This is a genomic window from Cytobacillus dafuensis (assembly GCF_007995155.1).
GTDB classification, from domain to species: domain Bacteria; phylum Bacillota; class Bacilli; order Bacillales; family Cytobacillaceae; genus Cytobacillus; species Cytobacillus dafuensis.
The window spans coordinates 3,069,400-3,092,033 of record NZ_CP042593.1; the positions used below are offsets into that span (position 1 = coordinate 3,069,400).

The window sequence follows — 22,634 nt, forward strand, 5'->3', positions numbered from 1 at the left end:
AATTATATGTCTATACATTTCGTCTATTATATACTTATTAAATTTTTCTCTTTTACAAATTGAATAGCCTCAGGCCTATTTTGTATCTTATTTGCTACCAGCATTTCTAGTAGAGATACAAAGAAACTGCCATCAAACGATTTTTGTGCTTTCAGTGTTAATTCAATAGCTATGTTAGTCAGTTCATCTGATGCATTTGTATATTGTTTACCAAAATTAATAAAACCAATTGCATCTTCCTGGAGCTGAAATCCTTTACTTTGTAAAAAGCTTATATACTCGTCAACATTATTTACAAACATGTTAATCTCTCCCTTTGCTTCCAATCCCCTCTAAATTTTATCTCATATTTCGACAATTATCTATCTTTTTTCGTTAAACAATGTCCTACTGTCCCCGTTAAAATCCCAAGTAATGCTCCCCCGATTACTTCTGCTGGTTGATGACCAAGCATTTCCTTTAATTTCTTTGGCTTTTTTTCCTTAAATTCAACCGATTCTTCTTTGTGGATTTTTTCCATCAATTCCCCCAAAGTGTTCACTTTTAATGTTAGTTCGCCTGTTTGACGTCTAATCCCTTGTGCATCATACATGACAATAAGCCCATAAATTAACGAGAGAGCAAAGTCAATTGTCGGTATTCCATGTTTTAAAGCAATAAATGTAGTTAAGGAAGATACCCCTGCAGAATGAGAGCTGGGCATCCCACCTGTTTGAAAAAACAATTCAGGACGAAATTCTTTTTTCTTTATTAAGTGAATAGGAATTTTTAATGCCTGTGCTAAACCGATGCTAAATAAAGCAATATAGACACCTTTATTCAATGAACTCACCTCATGCTTAGTTTGAAGAAAGATGAGTTTATTTATTCTTTTCGGAAATACTACTTAAAGCTTTTACAATAGGAGGTGATTGTATGGGCAAAAGAGAAAGAAATAGAGGAAAAGTAGCTTCTGGAGTAAACCCACAAGGCTATGGTCAAGATGTAGAATTTGCTGTGGAGCCGAAAAGTAAGCTAGAAAATGCAGCGAAAAAAAAGAATACAAAATAAGACAGTATTCTTCCCTGTTGATTTCCGCTGCAGGCACTTAGCGATCGCGGGCGGTCCGGAAGCCTCCTCGTCGAAGAGCGCTCCTGCGGGGTCTTCCTTTGACTCGCTTCTTCCGCAGGACGTTGAATATGCTTCCAAGAATAATCACCGCACGAAGAAAATGCGTTAGCATTTTTGAGGAGCTCGCGCCTTCCGCTCCAATCAACAACAAAATTGCATTTTCAACACTTAGCTTTAACAGAGCATTTTAAAAATAAAGGCTGACTTAAAAGAAGAGAACTAAAGCTGATCACTTTTCATTTTCTATATTAAATAAAAAATTGATCAGCTATGAGTTGTCTGATAAAGATTCTTTTAAGTCTGCCTTCAAATTAAGCATATTCTTTTATGTCTAGAAAAGAATGAAGCCCTCGAAACTCAATTTCAGTAAACTTGTCCATCACCTTATCACGGTTTATTAGCCATGCTGCTTCTTCCATTGTACATTCAACTGGTACATCACATTTTATTTCTGCTAGCTGACGGCTTAAATGCAGCATTTCAAGATCTTGTTCGATTTTAGTTCTCTGCGCTTTTGTCAATTGATCTAAATTAGCTAGAACACCTTCAATATGACCGAATTGCTGTAAAAGCTTTAATGCCGTCTTCTCCCCTATTCCTTTTACACCTGGGTAATTATCACTTGTATCACCCATAAATGCTTTTAAATCGATCATTTGCTTCGGACGAATGCCTTTAGATTCATAAAAGGTATCCTTTGTATGAACTAAATAATTTCCATATCCTTTTTGCAATAATACAACAGATATTTGATCATCTATCAGCTGTAATATATCTTGGTCACCGGTTAATATCTTTACATGTGCTTTCTCACTAGCTTGCTTTGCTATTGTTCCGATGCAATCATCTGCTTCATAACCTTCTAAACCAATATTCGGTACATTGAAAGCTTCAACTACCTCTTTGACAAGATCAAATTGAGGAATTAATTCAACTGGGGCTTCAGGGCGATTTGCTTTATAACCATCGTACATCTCTGTTCTAAAAGTTTTACTTCCCATATCCCAACATACTGCCACATGCGTTGGTTTGAATTTTGAAATAGCTGTTAAAAAATGCTTTACAAAGCCATATACTCCATTCGTTGGAATCCCTTTTGAATTTATCATAAATTGCCCCGTAACGGCTGTAGCAAAATACGCTCTAAACAATAATGCCATACCATCTACTAACATAAGTGAATGCTGATTTTTATTATCCAATATTCTCTCTCCTAAACTTTTTTCATAGAAACATTATAACATGGTATAGACTATCTTATTTTTGTTAAATTTTATCCGTATTAATTTTTCAAATGAAAAGAGGTTGTCCCAAAGCAAAGATGTCAGGCATCACGAACAATATCTAGTATCAATAAGCGAGTGAGATTCTAGATTTTGTTTATTATGTGGATGCCAGACACCTTATGGGACAACCCCTTCAATTTTTATTCTCCAGTTTCTACCTTGTTCTCTTCATAAGATATCCAATCACTAAAGCTGCCCGCATATAATTTAACGTTTTTGTAGCCTGCTGACTTTAGTGCCATAAAATTTGGAGTCGCGGTTACACCTGAACCACAGTAAACAATTATCTGCGTGTCTTTATTAATGTCAGAGAATCTTTTTGCTTGATCTTCTCCACTTTTAAACGATCCGTTTTCAAAGCCTTTCGTCCAAACTTTATTAATTGCACCTGGAATATGACCAGCTTTTTTATCAATCGGTTCTTCTAATCCTAAATAGCGCTTATTTTCTCTAGAATCAATAATAACTGTTTCTTGACACTTCGCTTCGACAATTTTCTTCACATCATTATAAGAGGCAAAAATTTCTTCATTAAGCTTGATATCAAATTCTGTTTTTGGGTACTCAGGAACTTCTTTGTTAAGAGTCAACCCTGCATCATACCATGCTCTATAGCCTCCATTTAATACATACACTTTTTCGTGTCCTACATAATTTAACAGCCACCAAAGCCGAGCAGAATATGAACCCTCACCACCGTCGTATGCAATAACAGTTGTGTCATTGCTTATTCCCGCATTTTGAATTGTTTCTTTAAATTTCTGCACATCTGGTAGTGGATGTCTTCCTCCATGTAAAGAAACAGGCCCAGACAGATCTTTTCCGAGATGAAAGTAGATAGCTCCTGGAATATGATCCTTTAAATACAATTCATAACCTTCACCTGAAGAACTTAGGTTATAGCGGCAATCAACTATTCTGACATTTTCATTTTCCAGTCTTTCTTTCAACCATTCTTTTTCAACGATTAAGTTCATTCCTTCATCCCCTTCATTCTTTTTTCCATAAGCTTTTGAACATGCTCCTTTGGTGTCCAGCATTGGAATTGATAGTTAGGTTTTGTTTCATAGCCTAGGCGCTTACAAAAATAGTTCATCCCTGACTTGTTTTTTTCTGCCTGAAAATGTATACAGGTTGCGCATGCATGAAAGGATTCAATTTTCATGGGAGCTCCTTTACTATCCTTAATATATCACTCCAACATCTTAAGAAAAATTCGCAATTTCCTTTTCTGTTTTTTCAAGCTGATCGATTGGAAAATCATCGCCTAAAACTGCTAGAATTCCATCATAATACTCATCTGCCTGTTCAATAAGCATATTCAATAACAGAATGAATTCTCTTGTTAATAAAGATTGATAATGATCCTTTAATCTTTTACTTTCTGTTAATAAATAATTCTCTGCAGGCCCTTGCATGATTTGCTCAAGCTCATTACTTAAAAGCTTCCTTTCATTCTTTTCAAAAAATGATTTAGGATTTTTAAAATAGGATAGAGGTTTTCTAAATTGAGTTCTGTCCTCATTTTGGAAGGCAGTTTCAAAATCAATTCCTTCCATGTTTTTTGCATCAAATGTACTGAAGCTTAATTCTTGATTGATATTGGCTGCTGATTGGACAAGTATTGCTTGAGCTTCTTTACATAATTTACTAATATAAGCTTCTAACCTAAGTGTAGTTGCTCTCATTTCCTGTGCAAAATCAAATCCAAAGCTTTGAAGAAAATCTTCAAGTGCCATTTGTAACGCCTTTTTTAAATTCCGTCCATCATCTTTTAAAAGTGAAGGATTGAAGGATTCTTTAACAAAATCCCCAAATCGTAAAAATACTCTTTGCTTAATATAGAACACTAGTTCATCTGCTTCTTGATCCAATCTTTGTGAGAAAATAGCAGCATCTAGCGCCCCAATAACATCATGGATCGATTTTTTCTCTTTTTCGAGGAGCATTCGTTTTTGTGCTCTATCTTCTTTGTTTTCCTTAGAAGATTGGATAAAGCTCCGAAGCTGATCTAATACTCTTTGCCATTCCATCTCAGCAGAGGTGACGGAAATCTCCATCAGCTCATTTCGAATAAATGAATAAAAACTATGCTCAAATTTATCAATTTTCGAATTTCCTTCTTGTCTTTGCTCAAGCTTTTCACTTAGTGCTATTAGACTTGATAAACCGAATAGGTTTGGATGTCGAATGCCATATTGTATAAGCTGATCCCCGACATATTCTAAAACAGAATTCATTTCATCATCATTATTCGCTAGATCAATGGCGTTTACAATAAAGAACATTTTATCAAGTTCAAATGAATCCTTTACACGGCCCAATTGAATAAGAAACTCACGGTCAGCTTTAGAGAATGCATGGTTATAATAGGTCACAAACAGAATTGCATCAGAATTTTTTATATAATCAAAGGCTACTCCAGTATGACGGGCATTTATTGAATCAGCACCTGGTGTATCAACTAGCGTAATTCCCTTCTTGGTAAGTTCACAATCATAATAAACTTCAATCATTTCAACAAAACATGATTTTTCTTCAACTGCTACATAGTCCTTGAATTCTTTCAAATCCACTCTAATCGTTGTTCCTAAGCTTTGGCGGAAATTCTCAAAACCTTTTAAGAATGCTTGCAAAAAAGCAAAATGAGTTTTTTCATTTGCATCGAAATCTGCCTTGTTAGCAATTACTTTTTTGATGCGTTCAACCGCTTCATTAAAGTCGGAAGCTGACAAATCAAAAACCTTTAAAGAACGATTAACATCATCAAATAAAACTTGAGAAGACTTTACCTTCACTAATACAGTCCCATGTCCATATTGCTCATTCACTGGCATAATTTTATTAATCGCAGCTGTAGTAGGGTTTGGAGACACTGGGAGTAGCTTATTTCCAATAAGTGCGTTAGCGAATGACGACTTACCTGCACTAAATGCTCCAAATAGTGCAACAGTAAATTGTTTATGCTCAATACGCTCTGCTTTTTGTAGTAATTCAGCAGTCATTTTTTTGAATCCAGGTACGTTTCGAACAGCATTTGCGGTAAAATTCAATTTTTGGACTAAAGTTTTTATTGTCTTTTCTTCAATATTAATTCCTTTTTCATCTTGAAGGTCTTTTTCTACAGCTTCAGGATTCTTCCCGATTCCATTCTTATCTTTAGAAATTCCTTCAGTTTGATATACAACTTCCACTACATCCTGTGGAACTGCAAGTAATTGTTCCACCTTCTCTTCGTATTCCTCTTCAGGAAAATGACCAGCTAATAATTCAGTAATCTTTAGCTTAGCTAATCGTAACTCTTCTTTTAAGTTGTTTAGTGATTTCCACGCTTCGTTATACGATTGGAATTTTTCCAATTCTTTTTCAAAGAGACTATACTCATTTTGATTCTTTAATTTTAATGCTTTTAGATATAAATCTTTTAATTCTAACAAACTATTTTTTGCTATTTTCTTTATAGAATCAGCAAGATCATTTGTATACTGTAGGACATAATCGCCAGAAAGAAGTGCTCCATCCTTGAAGGTATCTGCAATCATTTCCTTTTGATAAACAACTTTAAAGTTCTGTGCTTTTGCAAGCAGAATAGGATCATGTATTTCATTCTGTTTAAGCTCATTTAAATAAAGCTCTTTTAAATGCCAGTCAAGCTGTGATTTTACTTTTTCTGAAAAATCACTAAAGAAGCTATCTAGTCTATTGGCTTTTTCCTGGTCCGTCTTTTGTTTTGAAAAGAAAAGGCCTACTTTAAAACCTGATTGTCGTGACTCGATATATTTTTGTGCTAGCTCTCTCGTTTGAAACGGCATTAAATAAGCATTTTTTAATATTTCATCAACTTTATTATTTAGATCTATCTCTGTCATTTTTAATGCAGCTTGAATATCATTTAGTTCATTCTCTAGCTCAACCACTTTTGCAGGCAATAAATTTCTGTCTTCACTAGAAAGCTCTGAAAGCTGACTCTCGTATTTTTCAATATTGTTCCAGCTTTTTTCCTCGAGATAAATCAAATGCTCACTCGATAATTTTTTTAAAGATTGAAATACAGACTCTGGAAGAAGCAACTTCCTTTTAGCCATCTTGTCTGCAATAAATTGCTGCAAGGATTGGAACTCATTTTCCTTATGAGATTCCTCTTTTAATGAAGTGAAAAATATTCTTGCAGGCGTAACACCCCATGATGAAAATGAATCTACGACACTTTGCTTAAACTGACTAAAGCTTAATTCTTCTTCCCGATGCTTATCTATCATGTTAATGATTAAATAAACCTGTTTTCCTGCAGTAGCTAATTCCTTTGTAAATAGAAAGTTTAATTCTGATTGAACATGATTATAATCCATGACATAAAACACAATATCAGCAAGATGCAATGCAGACTCTGTTGCAATCCGGTGAGCATCATCCGTTGAATCAATACCTGGGGTATCCATAATGATCGCATTCTTAGGCAGACTCGTCTCAGAATAGCTAATTTCAATAGACTGTATTTGGTCTCCATCCTTACAGAATGACTTCACGTCGTCATAATCATATGGTGCTGGGTATAATCTTGAATTTCCTTCTTTAAAAATTACCTTTGCATAATCTTCTCCTGATCTTATTTTCACCAAATTGGCACTTGTTGGGATCGGGCTGGAAGGAAGCAAATTTTCACCAATTAATTTATTAATCATACTGGATTTTCCAGCTGAAAAATGTCCACAAAACGCAATAGAATATTCTTGATTATCAAGCTTTAAAGCTAGATCCTTAGCCCGTTCTGCCGATTGATGATCTTGATTCGACAAGAAATATTCATTTATTGCTGTGATTTTTCTTAGTAAATCAACAGTATCTTGTTGTAATACAGTTTGAACCATGAATACTTATCCCCTTGTAACATCATTTACTAACTATTTTAAATGATTTTTCTTATAATTCCTATCTTTAGAATTTGGAACTTCTTTATTCAAAACTCGACGTACTATGACTAGCTATAAAAAATAGGCCCTGTTTAACTTCCCTGTTCAACAACAAAATAGCATTATCAACACTGAGTTTTAACACAGCCAAAAAATAAAAACCAGGTTTGCACCTGGCTATGTAGAAAGTATCAAATTATTTAGTATGTGGCTTTGCAACATTATTTAAAACATGTTTCATGATTAGTACATAGGCTGTTACTGTACCCGCAATAAAAATCGCTTCCATACATAACATCACCTTTCCATATAATTAATTGATAATAATTTTCATATTCAATTAGCATTTTAGCATTACTGATAGTCATTTTCAATAGGGTTCATTAATTGTCACACCTTTTTATAATCTTTCGAAAAACTATGTATATTTGAAAATGCTTCTTCATATTTCGTTAATTCTTTTAATGCCTTCTCCTCAGCAGGAATACGAATGAATAATATGATTGCATTTAATATTGTAAAAAGAACAGCCGTCATGTATGCCTGAAACATGAATGGGATGATAATAAATTCGATTGAAACTATTGTATAATTAGGATGCTTCATGAATCTATATGGTCCTTTTTTTACAATATCTGCGTAAGGCAAAACAATAATTTTTGTATTCCAATATGATCCAAGAGAAAATAGTGCCCACATTCTCACTGCTTGAGTGAATAGGAATAAGATTAGAAGGATCGCCCAGCTTGAGGATAACTCTTTATTAAACCAAATGACTTCTATTATAAGAGATACAAAAAACATACTATGTACAAAGACAATAAATTTATAATGTGACTGCCCAAACTCCAAAGCTCCGCGCCTCTTCATTTGACGTTCATTTCTTTTGGCAATTAGCAACTCGAAAACACGCTGGAAAATAATGATTGTGATAAACATAAAAAAAATCATTTTCTAATTCTCCCATCTTAGCAATAGCATTTCAGAGCTAAAGCCTGGACCTAATGCTGTGGCCAATCCGTATTCACTCGTCTTACCTATTTCCATAAATCTTTTTAGGACATATAAAATAGTAGCTGAAGACATATTACCGAATTGCTTCAATACTTCTAGAGAGATTTTAGTCATTTGTGGATCAATCTTTAATGAATCAACATATGCATCAATTACTTTTTTTCCTCCGGGGTGTGCAATAAAATGTTGAATATCACCTAAATCCAACTTCTTTTGAAGTAAAAAATTATTTACATTTGGCTTTAACCAGCTCTCGATAATCGATGGAATGTCCTTAGAGAAGATTACATAAAGCCCGTCATCCCTTATCTCCCAGCCCATAACATCTAAAGAATTTGGTAATAAGGTTGAATGAGTTCTAATAATTTTTGGTACAGATTCAAGCTTTTGAAATATTCCCCTATCAACCTGTTCCCCGACAACAAGTGCACATGCAACCCCATCTGCAAAAAGTGAAGTTCCTATTAAGTTACTTTTTGACCGATCATTTCTTTGAAAGGTTAGGCTGCATAATTCAACCGATAGTACCAATACTTTAGCCAATGGAAATGCAAGACAGTATTCAAATGCACGTGACAAGCCTGAGGCGCCACCAGCGCAGCCTAATCCCCATATAGGAATTCTTTTTGTATTTTGTGAGAATGGAAGCTTATTCATAATCCTTGCTTCAATGCTTGGCGTCGCAAGTCCTGAGCTTGAAATAAAAAAAATCGCTTCAATTTCATTGTATGGAACTTCACTTTTTAGAAAGTCATCGTTCATTAGGCATTTTTTAATTGCTTCAGCCCCTAAATCAGTTGCACAATCAATATACGCTTCATTTTTTTCTGAGAAGGTTTTATCAGTTTTAAACCAGTTCATGTCTTTAGCAAAATGCCTTTTTTCAATTTGACCATTATGAAAAACCTGTAATAATCTTTCAATATTATGAAAGGAATCAGAAAATAAATCTCTTGCAAAATCCATGACCTCATCCTGCTTAAGAATATGTCTTGGGATAGCTTCTGCAATTGATACGATTGATGGCATTGCGTCCTCTCCTTCTTAACACTTAATGATATTTTTTCCCACAAATTGCATAATATTCATTATGTTGCTAGAATCAGGAAATAAAAAAGCTCCCCCAAATGAGGAAGCAAAAGTCTTGAAGGAGTCGTTGTGCAATTTAATTATAGATTTTTTTTAAAAAGGATACATCACCAAATCTTTTCCAATTAATTTTTTTGTGTTTTTTCAAAAAATTATACGTTTGAATTAAAAAATGATGTTAAAATAGTCCTAGTTAATAAGTTGGAGGAATGCCGGGTGACATTAACCAAAAGTGTGACAGATATATTAAACGGGACTATTGATGCGGTGAAATCAGTCTTACCATTGGAGATTACAGTAGAAAAACCTGCATTATTTAATCAACCCTTCACCCAGCATTCTATTGGTGTATTAATAGGATTGACAGGAGATGCAAGGGGCCGTATTATCATTGACGGCGATGAAATGATTTTCGGGAAAATTGGGGAAGCCATGTTTGGAATGGTCCTTGAGGGTGAAATGCTTGAATCCTTTGCGGGAGAGCTCGGCAATATGATTGCAGGCAGTATTTCTACATATGCCTCACAAAGAGGCTTTGAGATGGATATAACACCTCCAACGGTTTTAGTCGGCCAAACAAAGGTATATGGGTTTACAAAAGCCTTCAGACTGCCAATCACTATTCAAAATGTTGGTAGTTTAATGATTGTTTTAATGGTGGAATTAAATTAATCAACGGTACGTATCGTACCGTTTTTTATTTTCATAAAAATTAATCCTTTGATGAAAAATCATTTTCATTCTTTTGCTTTTGAACTTCAATAATAATTTTTTTCTTTACTAATTTACCGCACCCCTTGCATACTACTTCGTGGTTATATAATAGTCTGCAATAATCGCAATAATATTTTTCCATATGATACTCACTTCCTGTAACACTGTTTCCGTATTATATTTTTTTCGTTTTAAATGTGTGATTAAATGGAAAATCGTTATTTAAAAAATATTACTTTAATAAATAATGTTAATTCGTTTCTCTGCTTTTAATCCTTTATTAAAATTTCAGAATCACCCGAAAATATTCTGAGTCTTCCTTTAAAATGACCTTATCCCTCCCCGCATTCATCTTCAAACATTTTAATTCCCTCAGCTTCAAATTGTTTAACCGCATTTACAACAACGAGTAAATATTCCTAATTCTTTGCCAGCATATTTTTTTGTTACTATACCCTTCTTAAAAAATATGCTACCTTTGAATTTTATATCATAGGTTTCTCTATTTTCACCCATAAAAAATCCCCTAATAGCAGACAGTTGAATGTTTTCTTTTTCTGTCTACTAGTGAATTATATAACTGTGCTTTTGCTGAAGGATAAATTGAAGGACATGTTGAAATTGTTAATGATGTTAAACTAACTTTCGATAGTGGAGAAGAATCTCCAATTTTCTTTTTACCTAAATAGATTGTCAAAGCCCCTTAAATTTTAGAAGGGCTTTTTAAGAATTATATAGGTATAGTAGATAAACGGATATAATATCTTAAAGATGAGAGGAGATTGGGAATGTCTGATACAGTTGGACTGTCATTAACAATTCTGTTTGAAATTATTGCGTTTAGTATAATCAACTTTTATGTATTCAAGTTTTCTCAGAAAGATATTAAAAGAAGAATATGGTCAGGGGTTATTTTTCTCCTCTTAACACCACTTATTTTCTTTGGCACTTTATTTTTTGTCTTATTCTTTGATGAAAGTGGTTGGGGTGCAGGTATATTAACTGTCGTTTTTACTGGTCTTTATATCATAAACGGTATTTTAGTGTTACTTTCTTCCATCTGTTTATATTTTATGAAATCTAAAAAACGAGTAGTTTAGTAAGGTGATTTCACTTTATAATCTCTCAATTGAGAAGGGACTATTTGCTGTATGTTATTCGTTTACGTTTCATAACAAAAAACGTCACCTCCAATTGCTTATCTAATTATTATTAGATAAGCAATTGGTGATGACGTATCGACATATTTTCACCTAAAATATGTCGGGTATTCTAAGTGAAAATTCACTCATGGTTTCCAATCTATAATACCTTTGATTCTTTTATTTTTACAGGATGTTTCTGTTTGAACTTTATTTCATTAAATAGAATATTTAATAAAATCGCTGTTAGGCTCCCTGCTACTATTCCATTTTCAGTCAAAATTCGAATGCTATCAGGCAGCTGAGCAAATAACCCTGGTACAACAGAAACGCCAAGTCCCATTCCTACAGAACAGGCAATAATCAATAAATTTTCCTGTGATGCAAATTCAACTTTGCTCAGCATTTTTATTCCGGAAGCAACAACCATACCGAACATGGCAACCATTGCTCCTCCTAAAACTGGAGCAGGAATGATGGTTGTTATTGCCCCAATTTTCGGAACGAAACCAAGCAAAATAAGCATGGAAGCTGCAGTATAAATGACATTGTTCGATTTAACTCCAGAAATTTGAATTAGGCCAACATTTTGCGAATAGGTGGTATAAGGAAATGAATTGAAAATACCGCCGATAATGCTTGCTAACCCTTCAGCGCGGTACCCATTCACCAAATCTTTTTCTTCAATTTTCTTACCACAAATGTCACCTAGTGCAAAATAAACACCAGAAGATTCAACTAAACTTACTAATGCAACAAGAATCATTGTGATGATAGGTGTTATTTCAAAGGTTGGCAGCCCAAAATAAAACGGCTTTGCCATATGAAACCATGAAGCTTCTCCTACAGCAGTAAAATCAACTTTTCCCATAAATGAAGCTGCAATAGTTCCCGCAATTAAACCGATTAGAATCGAAATAGAACGAATGAATCCTTTTGAAAACCTGAATAGGAGAATTATGAATAGTAGAGTACCAAATGCAAGAGCAATATTGGATAAAGCTCCAAAATCAGGACTTCCTTGACCTCCAGCCATATTATTCATTGCCACTGGGACAAGTGTAATCCCGATAATTGTTACCACCGATCCTGTAACAACTGGCGGAAAAAATCTTACGAGTTTCCCAAAATATTTACCTATTATTACTACAAAAACACCTGATACTAGAATAGCTCCGTAAATAGCTGATATCCCATATTGATTTCCTATAGCAATGATGGGACCTACAGCTGTAAATGTACATCCTAATACAATAGGAAGACCTATTCCAAAATACTTGTTTCTCCAAACTTGAAGGATTGTAGCCACACCACTTGTCAAAATATCTATGGATACTAAGTAGGTAAGCTGTTCCCCTGTTAATCCAAGTGCTCCTCCAATTATTAATGGCACGATGACAGCCCCGGCATACATGGCTAATACGTGCTGAATACCTAATGAAGCTACTTTTAGTCGTTGTTGATTCATTTCACTGTCTCCCCTACATTATCTGTAATAAAGGTAACGATTCCGTTTTCTAGTGAACCAATTCTAGCTAATGATTCAACACGATAGCCCTGTTCTCGAAGAATTTTACCCCCATCTTGAAAACCTTTTTCAATTACTATGCCAATCCCTGCAATTTCTGCCTTTGCATGCTTTGCAATATCAGCTAATCCGATTGCAGCCTGACCATTTGCTAGGAAATCATCTATGATAAGAACTCTATCATTCTCGTTTAAATACTTCTTCGCAATAGAGATTTCATTCGATTCTTGCTTCGTAAAGGAATAGACCTTTGAAGAATATAGTTCATTTAAAAGTGTTAATGATTTGCGTTTTCTTGCAAAAATAACGGGAACTTGAAGTTGTAAGCCTGCCATAACCGATGGGGCAATTCCGGAAGACTCTATAGTCAATATTTTTGTTATCCCTTCACTTTGGAAACGGCTAGCAAATTCTCTACCAATCTCGTACATTAGTTGAGGGTCAATTTGATGATTTAAAAAAGAATCAACTTTCAAAACGGAGTCAGATAGAACAATTCCATCCTCTTTTATTTTATTTATAAGTAACTCCATATTTATCCTCCTTCTGATGTTCATTTCAAGCTGATAAATGCAAAAAAAGCTTGATGATCATTGTCTTCACTTCATTAATATGAGTGAAGCAATGACCATCAAGCTTTATCGAAAAAGATGGAAATTATCAGGGAATACAATTCAGATTCCCGATCATTACTTACTCATAGTCAGGTCATTTACGGTAACCCGGTAGAAACTTGCAAGCCATATTCCTGCGATTATATGAGTTAATCTTTATTAGTATTTTATTAATTTGCGATAAAAGTATTATAACATCATTTTTTAGGAAATCAATTAAACAAATTAGACCGAGGGGTATTTTATGCATTTTTCTTTGAATGCCTATGTTTTCGATGTTTTAAGAAAATGTATGCTTCCGAGAAAAATAGGCAAAAAAACATACATCTTAAGCACTATTTCTATACACTCACATGATAGATTTCATCTTCACAATATCTTCACAATTACACCCCTTCATTCGTGATATATATCACTGAAATACCAACTTTACACTATTAGCATAGTGTTAAAGTTATCAATGAACAATTTGTGAACTCACTAAAACCATCTAGATTCTCCAAAATAGTTTAGTATTATGAAATTGTAATCATTTACTTTTTCCAAATTTCCGAAAGGAGTGAGAGAAAATGGCGAAAACGGAACTCAATAGAAATACAGAAACAGAAACTGAAATTGAAGTAGAAGATAGTTCTTCTTTAAAAGGGACGTTAGCTTCCGTTTTCTTGTTAGGGGTTATCCTAATAGTTACGTGGGTTAGCGTTTACTCATTATTTTTAGATCGTTCTTAATTGAAGAGAGGGGAAAAAGCCATGCATTTGCATAAGTTTGAAAAAATTTGGCTTATCTTCGGTATAGGATCGCTGCTTGTATTTTTAACCGTACTAGGTGTCAGCGCTTTCTATCTCGGAAATCAGCCTCCAAGCTGTTTGGCAACAATAGATCCTGAAAAGGTAGATACAACTGCTCCTTTTAATGAACCTGGGCTTAAAAAAGTTGAAGGTAAAGAATGGGACTATGAATTAGTATTCGTTGCTTCTGCATTTAATTATACACCTGGTGAAGTTCAAATTCCAAAAGGTGCAAAAGTAAAAGTTATTGCTACAACAAAGGATGTTATCCATGGATTTGAAGTAGCAGGCACAAACGTTAACATGATGCTAGAGCCTGGCTACATAAGTGAACTTGTCTATACTTTTAACAAAACTGGTGAATTTTTAATCCTTTGTAATGAATATTGTGGGGTTGGTCACCATATGATGACTTCGAAAATTGAGGTGGTTGAATAATGCTAAACCAGCTAGCAAATACAAAAGTTGACCGCCGCGATGGAAAACTTGCAATGGCACATCTTTATGTCGCATTTATTGCTTTAGCAATTGGCGGCCTTGCAGGATTATTGCAAGTTTTAGTTCGTTCTGGAAAATTGGAATTACCTGCTGGAATCGGATATTATCAAATTTTAACGGTTCACGGTGTTGTTTTAGGACTTGTACTAACTACTTTCTTTATTATTGGCTTTATGGTTTCTTCTGTTAGTAAAACAGCAGGTACATTTACAGCTCGCCAGCGTACTCTCGGTTGGATCGGTTTTTGGTTAAAAACGATTGGTACTGCTATGGCTGCTGTGATGATTCTGCTAAACGAAGCTACTGTACTTTTTACATTCTACGCACCACTTCAAGCTCATTTTCTATTCTACCTAGGATTAACACTAGTTATTGTCGGAACATGGTTTGATAGTGCTGCTATTTATATGAAATATGGTCAATGGAAAAAAGCTAATCCTGGCCAACCAAGCCCGTTGCTTACTTTTATGACAGTGATTACATTAATCATGTGGGACGTTGCAACACTTGGTGTAGCTACAACTGTTTTATTCCAATTATTGCCTTGGTCTCTTGGACTAGTTGATACAGTAAACATCGGTGTCAGCCGTGCATTATTCTGGTATTTCGGTCATCCACTTGTATACTTCTGGTTACTGCCTGCATATATGGCATGGTATGTTGTCATTCCAAAAGTTATTGGCGGAAAAATGTTCTCAGATTCTTTAGCGCGTATGTCATTTATTTTACTACTGCTCTTCTCAATCCCAGTTGGTTTCCACCATCAATTGTTGGAGCCAGGAATTGACCCAGCATGGAAATTCTTACAAGTTGTCTTAACTTTCTTAGTTGTAATCCCTTCCCTAATGACGGCTTTCTCATTATTTGCTACATTTGAAAGCTTTGGTCGTTCAAAAGGGGCAAAAGGACTTTTTGGTTGGGTTAAAAAGCTTCCTTGGGGAGATGCTCGCTTTACTGTTCCATTCATCGGTATGTTAGCATTCATTCCTGGTGGTGCAGGTGGTATCGTTAACGCTTCCCACCAAATGAACCAAGTTGTTCACAATACAATTTGGGTTACAGGACACTTCCATTTAACTGTCGCTACTGCCGTTTTATTAACATATTTCGGAGTTGCCTACTGGCTAATTCCGCATTTAACAGGAAGAATCTTTACTAAGAAAATGAATAAATTAGCCCTGATCCAAGGAATAACTTGGGCAATAGGAATGACATTCATGTCAGGCGCAATGCATGCTGCTGGTTTACTTGGCGCACCACGCCGCTCATCTTTCTCTGATTATGGTGGTGCTGCACAAGCTGCAGAATGGGTTCCTTATCAAATTGCACAAGCAGTTGGTGGATCAATCCTATTCTTATCCATTATCATAATGCTTTATATTGTCGTAAATCTTGCCTTCTTTGCACCTAAAGGAGATCAAGAATTCCCTGTAGGTGAAGTTGCGGATAATGCTGAAAAGACTCCAATGGTATTCGACAACTGGAAATTATGGGTTGGTATTACTGCATGTCTAATCCTATTTGCTTACACACTACCGTTAATTGATTTAATACAAAATGCGCCACCAGGTGCGAAGGGCTTTAAATTCTGGTAATTAAAAGGGATGTCTCGAAAGTCGATTATTCGACTCAGAGACACCCTTTTTTCATTTCTAGAATTTCAGAAGGATTTGCTATTATGAAATAACCACTTTTTTTTATGATAATTTTTGACTAACAGAGGTAACATTCTTTTTCTGAAAAGAAACATTAACGATTATGACTGAACAGAGAATTAATATAGCACCAGCAATTTGTATTAGACCCAGCTTTTCCCCATATAGCATTACCCCTAAGAGGGTTGCAACAACTGGTTCCACTGTAGCAATTACCGCTGCTTTACTCCCCTCTGTCTTTTGAAGACCCCATGTGTAAATAAAATATGCTAATACTGTTGGGATGAATCCTAGACCAATACTATATAATAACACGTTCGAATTTAAGAGCAGATCAACCTTTTGCCAAAGCTGTGTAATAGGCAGCAAGAAAATTGCAGCTACGATAAAGGTATACAATGTAATGGTAAATGGCTGATATTTCTTTAATGCGAATTTGCTGAAAATTGTATATAATGCGTAGCCGAGTCCAGAGCCTAAACCCGTTATGACCCCAATGAACGTAAGGTTACTATCACCAGCAGAGACACCAGCGATTAATATACATCCAATAATTGTCCCTATAACTGCAATAAGCTTGTTCATATTAAGGCTTTCTTTTAAGAAAATGAAAGACAAAATCGTCACAAATGCTGGTGCAGTATAAAGTAGAATGACTGCAATTGATATATTCATTTGACTTATCGTTGTGAAATAGCAGAAATTAAAAAATACGACACTGAATATGCCTGTTCCAATAAAAAAACGAATATCTGTAAATCGATATAGTATCATTTGTTTACGATAGTGGATTATGCCAATGAATAATAAAAATATTGCCGCATAAATGACTCTGATAGCTACAATTTCCATCGAAGTAAATCCATAATCGGCTAACCCTTTAACGAAGAAAGCAATTATTCCCCAAAGACTGGCTCCTGCAGCAATCATTAAATAAGGCAGCAGCTTTTTCATAAAATTCTCTCCTTAAAGAAAGAGAATGACGCTAGTCATCCCCCACTTATCATGTCTTATTGCAATTTATATACATTGATGTACTTATCATATAGATATTTAATTAAGAATTCGGCATTCAATCCCTCACCTGTCACATCATTTAGGATATCTAGCGGCTTCTTCAGCTTACCATATTTGTGTACATTCTCTGTAAACCATTCTTTTATCGGTAATAAATTTCCTTCCTCCAGAAGCTGATCATAATGTGGCAAGTCTTTCTGCATCGCATTTTTCAGTTGTGCTGCATACATGTAGCCTAATGCGTAAGAAGGGAAATAGCCGAAGCTTCCTCCAGACCAGTGTACATCCTGAAGCACTCCTTGTGCATCATTTTCAGGCTTTACTCCTAAATATTTTTCATATTTATCTTTCCAGACTTGAGGAAGATCTTTAACCTCTATTTCATCATTAAATATTCCTTTTTCAATTTCATACCGGATGATAATATGTAATGGATATGTTAATTCATCAGCTTCAATTCGGATGAGAGAAGGCTTAGATTCATTGATTGCACGATAAAAATCTTCGAGACTGATTTCATCAAATTGTCCTGAAGCATATTCCTTCAGTAAATCATAATTCTTCTTCCAGAAAGATTGATTGCGCCCGACAAAGTTTTCATAGAAAAGTGATTGTGATTCATGGATTCCCATTGATGTTCCGTCGCAAAGAGGTGTACCGATTAAATCTTGAGAAATATTCTGCTCATATAGTGCGTGACCTCCTTCATGGATCGTACCAAATACAGCTGTACGGAAGTCAGATTCATCATATTTTGTTGTTACACGAACATCACCAGGGTTAAGTCCTATGGCAAAAGGATGTACAGTCTCATCTAATCTTCCTGCATTAAAGTTATAGCCCATCTGTTCAAGAATGGCTAGACTAAAATCTCGCTGCTTATTCTTAGGGAAATGTTCAAACAAAAAGGTAGTTTCCGGTTTATTGGCAGATTCTGAGATTTGTTGTACAAGCGGAACAATTTTCTCACGTAGCTCGCCAAATACCCGATCTAATACCTCAACAGTAATTCCCGGCTCATACATGTCAAGCAAAGTATTATATTTATTCCCATCATATCCCCAATAGCCAATAAAGCGTTTTGTCGTTTCAACAAGTTTTTCTAAATATGGGCGGAACAATGAAAAATCCGCTTTCTCCTTTGCCTCTTCCCAAATACTTTCAGCCTTTGATTGTAGAATAACAAATTCTTTATATTCTTCTGCTGGAATTTTTTTATTACGGTCATATTCCTTTTTACATTCTTCCAGTGTCTTCCATGTCTTTTCTGATAAATCATCTTTACTGCCAGATAATTGTTCTATGTAATCTGCCATCTCATTTGACGTAGACATTTTAAATACATCGGAAGAAAGCATACCAATGACTTCAGAACGCTGCTCAATTCCTTGCTTAGGTGCTCCTGTACGCAAATCCCAATACATTAACGAAAGAGCTTCATTATATGACTCCATTTTTTTTACATATTCCAAAAACTCGTTTTCAATTTTATCTATTTGATTACTCATCATGATCCCCCCTAATATTGAAATACGCTTCCTATTTTATCATATTTTTCTGAAAAAAAAGGAGCAATCTATCCAAAAATGATTCCAGTCACAGTAAGTTCAATTCCGATATTCGTTTTCTAATAAAAAAGAAGTTATAATTAGAAATGATATTGCCTTGATCAACTTCTTAAGTAAGACAAGACAGTTAAACTCTAAAACATAGGAAGAGATATTATGAAACAATTTATATTATTTATCGTTTTGATTTCATTTTTTGACATGTTTTCACAATTACCAATCATGAGCCCTTTTGCCAAAAGCTTAGGAGCAACACCTGCTTTAATTGGTTTAACAGTAGGTATGTATTCTTTTACAAATATGTTCGGAAATATATTGGCTGGTTATTGGATAGACAAACAAGGAGCAAAAAAAGTATTGTTATTTGGTTTTTTCTTGACTGGAGGCAGTCTGCTTCTTTATACCATTGTTTCTACTCCAGAGCAATTGATGTTTGTAAGATTCCTACATGGATTATTTAGTGGATTTTTAGTTCCTGCCGCTTTTACCGTCATAGCAAATAAAGGAGAAGAAGGAAAACAAGGAAAATCTATGGCTATTTCGGGAGTTGCAGTTGGCATTTCTGCGATTATTGGACCGGCATTTGGAGGAATTGTTGCAGCAAAATATGGAGTTAATTGGGTATTCATAATCATTGCTGTTATCATGCTAATTATTGCTGTACTATCATTAATTATTATTCCTAATGGCACTACTCCAATTTCAAGGAAAATTGAGCCACCATTAAAAACTCTTGTAATTATAATAAAAACACCCATGCTTGCTACTAGTTTTATTGGCGCTTTCTCGTTAATGTTTGCCCAAGGTGTGCTAGCGTACATGCTTCCATTACAGGTTGAAATATTCGAATTTGGAAGTCAGTATAGTGGGATGCTTCTTAGCACTTTCGGAATTACCGCGATTTTAATATTCGCTTTGCCTACGAATAAAGTTTTCGATACATACCAAAATCATTTTGTTATGATGATTGGAATGTCAACAATTGGAGCCGCACTAATATTATTAAGTATGTCCTCCTCTCTGTTATTATTGTTTTTCTGTATGATATTATATGGCGCAGGGTTCGCCTTACTGTTTCCATCCATTTCAGCAATGCTTGCTAATCATACTGACCATGAAACAAGAGGAAAAGCATTCGGGCTGTTCTATGCCTTTTTCTCACTTGGAGTCGTTGTCGGATCATCACTTACAGGTTTATTGGAAGTATCTTATGGAACTGGCTATATAATCGCAGCATGTATATTATTTATCAATACGCTTTGGATGTTTGTTTATTTTCGAAGCAAAAGCCAAGTCAAAGAGAGCATGGAGTGATAAATAAATGCGTGAGCTGGTAGGTCATTGCACTTCCTGTGGAAAAAGTCTTTATTGTATGGATGGTTTTTTTAATGGTATTCATACGGAGGATATGAAAATAATATGCTTTGAATGTGCAGAGGAAAATGAAAAATCCGCAGAATAAAAATTTCTGCGGATTTTAACTTCTACAGGCTATGAATACTTCGTATAAGCCGATTAAGACACCACATTCTGTGGAATCGTTGGCAAGACACTTTTTACTAATTCAACTACTTCTTGTTTTTCATTTTGATCCATTATGATATGAACAATCCCTTTATCTTCATGTGTTCTAATTAATCTTCCAATACCTTGTCTTAACCTTAGAATCATATAAGGCAAATCAACCTCATTAAATGGGTCTTGTGCTCCTTCACGTTTAGCGGTAAAGACTGGGTCATGAGGAGGAAATGGAAGCGAGTAAATAAAAACATTCTCAAGGGATTTTCCAGGAACATCGAGCCCTTCCCAAAGATGAACCGAACAAAGAACAGACTGTTCATCGTTTTGAAAATTAGAAACTAGTGTACTAATCTCAGCATCTCCCTCAAAATAAATTGGGAAGTTCATTTTTCCGTATATTTGTTTCTTAAATCGAGCAAGATCAGCATGATTCGTAAATAATACTAATGCCCTGCCATTAGTCTTCACCAGCTGTTCTTGAACATATTGCATTTTCTCTTCATCCGCTTTACTTGGAAATACTGGCATAGTAATGATCATATTTTCCTCATAATCAAATGGAGAAGAAACAGAAAAAGATAAATATTGATCAATACCTAGGCTTTTAGCCATATAATCAAATGAGTTATTCTCAGATAATGTCGCAGAGGAGAAGATAAACGGTTTCTTTTGGGAAAAAACCTCTTCCCTCATAATATCTTCCACCATCCTTGGCATAATAACTAAAGTTCTTTCTCCATTATTCTCTTCAAACCATGTAATGCCTTTTAATTCTTTTAAAAATAACGATAAGGAATAATAAATTTGCTCTAAATATTCTTCAACAATTTTTAAATCATACTCGTTAATTACATACATTTCACTTTCAAATACTAGTTCTTCCTCAAGAGTGCTAATATGCTCAAGGAGTTTTTTCCCTTCTTTTAAAACTATGCCCGTTTTTTCAATTGTTCTTTTTTCTGAACCTTCATCTGAGGAAGATGCATGCTCAAGTGCATAAAAAAATTGCTCATTCTGGACGATCGTATTTTCAATAATATATAAAGTCTTTTCCCTAACATCATTAGCCATTAGCCTTGTTAAAAGAGATTCAAGTATTTGCTCAGTAAATCGATATGTTAATGCTTTTTGTGAAGCGAACTCTAATAAATGACCTTCGTCAAAAACAACGCATGAACTTTCAGGTAATAGAGGGAGCTGGCCTTCACGCTTCCTTGATTCCTTTGTCCAAATATGCTCCATATAAAAATCATGGGAACAAATAATAATATCCTTCGCATTGCGGTAATAATCCCGGTTTAGTGTTTGTCCACAACGATGGCGCTTTTCACATGTAAAGCAATCTTGAAAAGGATCCCACGCAATTTTTCCCCACATCTCATCTGTTAATTCTGGATACTCCTTACGATCACCGTATTTTTCGAAGCTTTGCATGGACGAGCCAGAATGAACAAATTCAGGAAGCTGATCATAAAGCGCGTTATAGACTTCCCTGTCCTCACTTGCAATGTGTTGATCAAGCTTGTTTAGGCATAAATATTGATCTCTCGACTTTGCCAGCCGCACATCAAAGTTTAAATTTAAAGCCTGCTCAAGCTTTGCAATATCGCCCTCCTTCTTAACAAGCTGTTCAATTAATGTTTCATCTGCACACGCAATGATCGCAGGCTTATTTATGTATCTTGCATAAGCAATGCAATAAAGTAAATAGACGATGGTTTTTCCTGTGCCTACCCCTGCCTCCGCAAAAATAACTTTCTTTTCTTTAAATGCCTTTTCAAGTTGAAAGGCCATAAAAATTTGTTCGTCCCTTAACTCAAAGCCTGCTTCTGGCAATATATCGTAGAATACATCCCCAATCCACTCGCTTAATTTATCAAAAAAAGAATCGTTTTTGGACAATGCAAACGGCATCTTGCTTTGCATATTACCCCTCCGGCAAATAAAAATTTAAGCGCTTTATAAGAAAAGAATAAGCGCCTTCGGAACAATCAAAGGACAATTGTTCCTGCGATGGAGAATTCGCAGGAGCTTTCCTTTGTGCTCACCCCCGACAAACATAAAACAGGCCGACTAGAAGGTTGGTTCTTTAATCTTCTTGGCGGACAGGCTTATGACCTCTTGGTCGACAAAAACGCGACGTCCTCCCAAAAGTTTCTCTTTTGGTCGTGCGATGT

The 22,634-nt window shown here is 35.1% G+C and carries 21 protein-coding genes and 1 riboswitch; of the genes, 7 read left to right on the plus strand and 14 right to left on the minus strand.

The features are described from left to right. Nucleotides 1-26: 26 nt before the first annotated feature. Together FSZ17_RS14580 and FSZ17_RS14585 are read right to left on the minus strand one after the other, a co-directional pair. Nucleotides 27-302 carry a DUF6123 family protein gene (locus FSZ17_RS14580; protein ID WP_057771290.1) on the minus strand — a complete coding sequence of 92 codons (276 nt, stop codon included), beginning with the start codon at nt 300-302 and terminating at the stop codon, nt 27-29. A gap of 56 nt (nt 303-358) precedes the next feature. Next, nucleotides 359-823, minus strand: coding sequence for a divergent PAP2 family protein (locus FSZ17_RS14585; protein ID WP_057771291.1), 465 nt, complete (start codon nt 821-823; stop codon nt 359-361). A 92-nt stretch (nt 824-915) separates the two neighbouring features. Here FSZ17_RS14585 and sspL point away from each other — a divergent pair, with 92 nt between their 5' ends. After that, nucleotides 916-1,050 (plus strand): small, acid-soluble spore protein L, encoded by a 135-nt coding sequence (gene sspL / locus FSZ17_RS14590; protein WP_057771292.1) that lies wholly within the window; start codon nt 916-918, stop codon nt 1,048-1,050. A gap of 371 nt (nt 1,051-1,421) precedes the next feature. Here sspL and FSZ17_RS14595 read toward each other — a convergent pair whose 3' ends face one another. The 6 genes from FSZ17_RS14595 to FSZ17_RS14620 all read right to left on the minus strand — a co-directional run bounded on the left by FSZ17_RS14595 (nt 1,422) and on the right by FSZ17_RS14620 (nt 9,349). Then, nucleotides 1,422-2,285, minus strand: a complete 864-nt coding sequence (locus FSZ17_RS14595; RefSeq protein ID WP_057771528.1) for a 5'-3' exonuclease — start codon at nt 2,283-2,285, stop codon at nt 1,422-1,424. Between the two features lie 251 nt (nt 2,286-2,536). Next, nucleotides 2,537-3,373, minus strand: coding sequence for a sulfurtransferase (locus FSZ17_RS14600; RefSeq protein WP_057771293.1), 837 nt, complete (start codon nt 3,371-3,373; stop codon nt 2,537-2,539). Next, entirely contained in the window at nt 3,370-3,561 is a 192-nt protein-coding gene (locus FSZ17_RS14605; RefSeq protein WP_057771294.1) for a hypothetical protein, read from the minus strand. The genes FSZ17_RS14600 and FSZ17_RS14605 overlap by 4 nt, the downstream gene beginning before the upstream one ends. Before the next feature lie 40 nt (nt 3,562-3,601). Then, nucleotides 3,602-7,264 (minus strand): dynamin family protein, encoded by a 3,663-nt coding sequence (locus FSZ17_RS14610; RefSeq protein WP_057771295.1) that lies wholly within the window; start codon nt 7,262-7,264, stop codon nt 3,602-3,604. A gap of 432 nt (nt 7,265-7,696) precedes the next feature. Continuing rightward, nucleotides 7,697-8,257, minus strand: coding sequence for an isoprenylcysteine carboxyl methyltransferase family protein (locus FSZ17_RS14615; RefSeq protein ID WP_057771296.1), 561 nt, complete (start codon nt 8,255-8,257; stop codon nt 7,697-7,699). A 3-nt stretch (nt 8,258-8,260) separates the two neighbouring features. Then, nucleotides 8,261-9,349, minus strand: a complete 1,089-nt coding sequence (locus tag FSZ17_RS14620; RefSeq protein WP_057771297.1) for a type III polyketide synthase — start codon at nt 9,347-9,349, stop codon at nt 8,261-8,263. A gap of 276 nt (nt 9,350-9,625) precedes the next feature. Between FSZ17_RS14620 and FSZ17_RS14625 the strand changes: the two genes are divergently transcribed. Next, on the plus strand, nt 9,626-10,081 hold the full coding sequence (locus FSZ17_RS14625; RefSeq protein WP_057771298.1) for a chemotaxis protein CheX: 456 nt from the start codon (nt 9,626-9,628) through the stop codon (nt 10,079-10,081). A gap of 429 nt (nt 10,082-10,510) precedes the next feature. Here the strand turns inward: FSZ17_RS14625 and FSZ17_RS23955 are convergent, their stop codons facing one another. After that, nucleotides 10,511-10,639: a hypothetical protein gene (locus FSZ17_RS23955; RefSeq protein ID WP_267128887.1), complete on the minus strand. Its 129-nt coding sequence runs from the start codon at nt 10,637-10,639 to the stop codon at nt 10,511-10,513. A gap of 272 nt (nt 10,640-10,911) precedes the next feature. On the opposite strand from FSZ17_RS23955, the gene FSZ17_RS14630 reads away from it, so the two are divergent. Beyond that, nucleotides 10,912-11,223, plus strand: a complete 312-nt coding sequence (locus FSZ17_RS14630) for a hypothetical protein (RefSeq protein WP_057771299.1) — start codon at nt 10,912-10,914, stop codon at nt 11,221-11,223. Between the two features lie 202 nt (nt 11,224-11,425). Here FSZ17_RS14630 and FSZ17_RS14635 read toward each other — a convergent pair whose 3' ends face one another. Next, entirely contained in the window at nt 11,426-12,733 is a 1,308-nt protein-coding gene (locus FSZ17_RS14635; protein ID WP_057771300.1) for a nucleobase:cation symporter-2 family protein, read from the minus strand. Beyond that, complete coding sequence (locus FSZ17_RS14640) at nt 12,730-13,326, minus strand: xanthine phosphoribosyltransferase (protein ID WP_057771301.1); 597 nt, start codon at nt 13,324-13,326, stop codon at nt 12,730-12,732. The genes FSZ17_RS14635 and FSZ17_RS14640 overlap by 4 nt, the downstream gene beginning before the upstream one ends. 147 nt (nt 13,327-13,473) lie before the next feature. Further along, nucleotides 13,474-13,575, minus strand: a riboswitch (purine riboswitch). 401 nt (nt 13,576-13,976) lie between these two features. Between FSZ17_RS14640 and FSZ17_RS14645 the strand changes: the two genes are divergently transcribed. Genes FSZ17_RS14645 through FSZ17_RS14655 form a run of 3 tightly spaced genes read left to right on the plus strand, consistent with a single transcriptional unit; the run spans nt 13,977 to nt 16,291 of the window. Further along, nucleotides 13,977-14,138 carry a hypothetical protein gene (locus tag FSZ17_RS14645; RefSeq protein ID WP_057771302.1) on the plus strand — a complete coding sequence of 54 codons (162 nt, stop codon included), beginning with the start codon at nt 13,977-13,979 and terminating at the stop codon, nt 14,136-14,138. Nucleotides 14,139-14,159: 21 nt separating this feature from the next. Then, the gene (locus FSZ17_RS14650) at nt 14,160-14,636 is read left to right on the plus strand and encodes a cytochrome c oxidase subunit II (RefSeq protein WP_057771303.1); all 477 of its coding nucleotides are present in this window, start codon (nt 14,160-14,162) and stop codon (nt 14,634-14,636) included. Then, entirely contained in the window at nt 14,636-16,291 is a 1,656-nt protein-coding gene (locus tag FSZ17_RS14655) for a b(o/a)3-type cytochrome-c oxidase subunit 1 (protein WP_057771304.1), read from the plus strand. Before FSZ17_RS14650 ends, FSZ17_RS14655 begins: the two co-directional genes overlap by 1 nt. A gap of 102 nt (nt 16,292-16,393) precedes the next feature. On the opposite strand, the gene FSZ17_RS14660 is transcribed toward FSZ17_RS14655, so the two are convergent. Together FSZ17_RS14660 and FSZ17_RS14665 are read right to left on the minus strand one after the other, a co-directional pair. Then, entirely contained in the window at nt 16,394-17,305 is a 912-nt protein-coding gene (locus FSZ17_RS14660) for a DMT family transporter (protein ID WP_057771305.1), read from the minus strand. Nucleotides 17,306-17,361: 56 nt separating this feature from the next. Continuing rightward, complete coding sequence (locus tag FSZ17_RS14665; RefSeq protein WP_057771306.1) at nt 17,362-18,876, minus strand: carboxypeptidase M32; 1,515 nt, start codon at nt 18,874-18,876, stop codon at nt 17,362-17,364. A gap of 216 nt (nt 18,877-19,092) precedes the next feature. Between FSZ17_RS14665 and FSZ17_RS14670 the strand changes: the two genes are divergently transcribed. Then, the gene (locus FSZ17_RS14670; protein ID WP_057771307.1) at nt 19,093-20,250 is read left to right on the plus strand and encodes an MFS transporter; all 1,158 of its coding nucleotides are present in this window, start codon (nt 19,093-19,095) and stop codon (nt 20,248-20,250) included. A 201-nt stretch (nt 20,251-20,451) separates the two neighbouring features. Here FSZ17_RS14670 and FSZ17_RS14675 read toward each other — a convergent pair whose 3' ends face one another. Beyond that, nucleotides 20,452-22,383 carry an ATP-dependent DNA helicase gene (locus tag FSZ17_RS14675; protein WP_057771308.1) on the minus strand — a complete coding sequence of 644 codons (1,932 nt, stop codon included), beginning with the start codon at nt 22,381-22,383 and terminating at the stop codon, nt 20,452-20,454. Nucleotides 22,384-22,634 lie beyond the last annotated feature (251 nt).